Origin of the sequence: Haloarcula salina (genome assembly GCF_010119195.1) — an archaeon.
Lineage (GTDB): Archaea > Halobacteriota > Halobacteria > Halobacteriales > Haloarculaceae > Haloarcula > Haloarcula salina.
Map to the genome: position 1 here is coordinate 1 of NZ_WRXL01000014.1, position 1,774 is coordinate 1,774.

A 1,774-nucleotide genomic window follows, 5' to 3' on the forward strand; every position below is an offset into this window, starting at 1 on the left:
GCTCCCGATCGGCGGCCGAGATGTCCTCGCGGCCGACGGCCTCCTCGTAGACGACGCCCCGTTCGGCGTCCAGCGTCACGGTCGATCCGGTGGACGTCCCGTCGGGCAGCGCCGCGTTCGATATCATCGGGATCGACAGCTCCCGGGCCACGATGGCCGCGTAGCTCGTCACGCCCTCGTGGGCGTCGATGATCCCGCCGATGCGGCTCGCGTCACCCACGAACTCGCCGTCGAACCCGTCCGGCACGACCACGATCGCCCCATCGGGAACCGTCGAGAGGTCGCCAGCCTCCCGGTCGGCGCTCGCCGACAGCCGGTGGATCGGTCCCGTCACCAGCCCGTCGACGATCGAGCGCCCGCTGGCGATAGTCTCCGCGGCCACGTGGACTTTCAGCATGTTCGCCGTGTTCATCCCCTCCAGTTCCGTCATCATCCCCGACAGGACGACCACCGTGTCGCCGCTGTCGGCGGCCTCGGTGTCGAGCGCCGCCTGCACCGCCGTCTGGATGATCGCGTCGGCCCCTTCGGTGGTGTAGCTCGTCGTCACCGGCGTGATGCCCCAGGAGAGCGCGAGCCGCCGACGGACCCGCTCGCTCGGCGTCGACGCGACAATGGGAATCGACGGGCGGTACTTCGCCGATTTGAGCGCGGTGTAACCGGACTCGGACGCGGCGACGACCGCCGACGCGCCGATGTCTCGGGCGAGGAAGCGTCCCGAGCGGGCGAGCGCGTCCGTGCGCGTGTCGCCCGCGTTGGGGACGCGCTGTTCACGGGACTCGGCGTACTCCTCGCTCGACTCCACGTCGCGGATGATGCGGTCCATCGTCTCGACCACGCGGGGCGGGTGGTCGCCGATGGCCGTCTCGCCCGAGAGCATGACCGCGTCCGTCCCGTCGAGGACGGCGTTGGCCACGTCCGAGGCCTCCGCGCGGGTCGGCCGCCGGGAGTGGACCATCGAGTCGAGCATCTCGGTCGCCGTGATGACGGGGACGCCCGCCTCGTGACACCGGCGGATGATGCGCTTCTGAATGATGGGCACGTCTTCGAGCGGACACTCGACGCCGAGGTCGCCGCGGGCGACCATCACGCCGTAGGCCTCGTCGATGATGGAGTCGAGGTTCTCGACGGCCCCCGCGCGCTCGATCTTGGCGATGATGGGGATGTCGACGCCGTGCTCTTCGAGCGCCTGGTTGATCTCGTAGATGTCCTCGCCCGAGCGGACGAAGGAAGCGGCCACGAAGTCCGGTTCCTTCTCGGCGGCGACCTCGATCTCTTTGCGGTCCTTCGCCGTGATGGTCGGCAGATCGAGTTCCACGCCGGGGACGTTTACCCCCTTTCGTGCGGCGAGTTCGCCGCCGTTCTCGACGGTCGCGTAGACCGTCTGGCCGTCGACGCGCTCGACGGTGGTCTCGATGCGGCCGTCGTCGAGCAACACGCGGTCGCCGGGTTCGACGGCCTCGATCGACTGGGAGAGCCCGACCTCTTCCGGCGTTGCGTCGTCGCCGACGACGTAGCGAACCGTCGCCCCCTCTTCGAGGCGGATCGGTTCGTCGATGTCTGCCGTGCGGACCTCGGGGCCGGGCATGTCGAGCATCGCCGCGACCGGTTCGTCGACGGCCGCGTCGACCTCGCGGATGCGGTCGATCATCTCGCGGCGGTGCTCGGGCGAGCCGTGGCTGGCGTTGAGTCGCGCCACGGACATCCCCGCTTTGGCCAGCGACGCGATGTCGTCGATCGAGTCCGACGCGGGCCCGAGCGTGCAGACGATCTTCGC

At 69.8% G+C, this 1,774-nt stretch carries 1 protein-coding gene; it reads right to left on the minus strand.

What is annotated here, in order from left to right; genetic code table 11:
• The coding region (gene pyk / locus GM656_RS18930; RefSeq protein ID WP_162415273.1) for a pyruvate kinase at positions 1–1,774 on the minus strand (1,774 nt) is incomplete at both ends.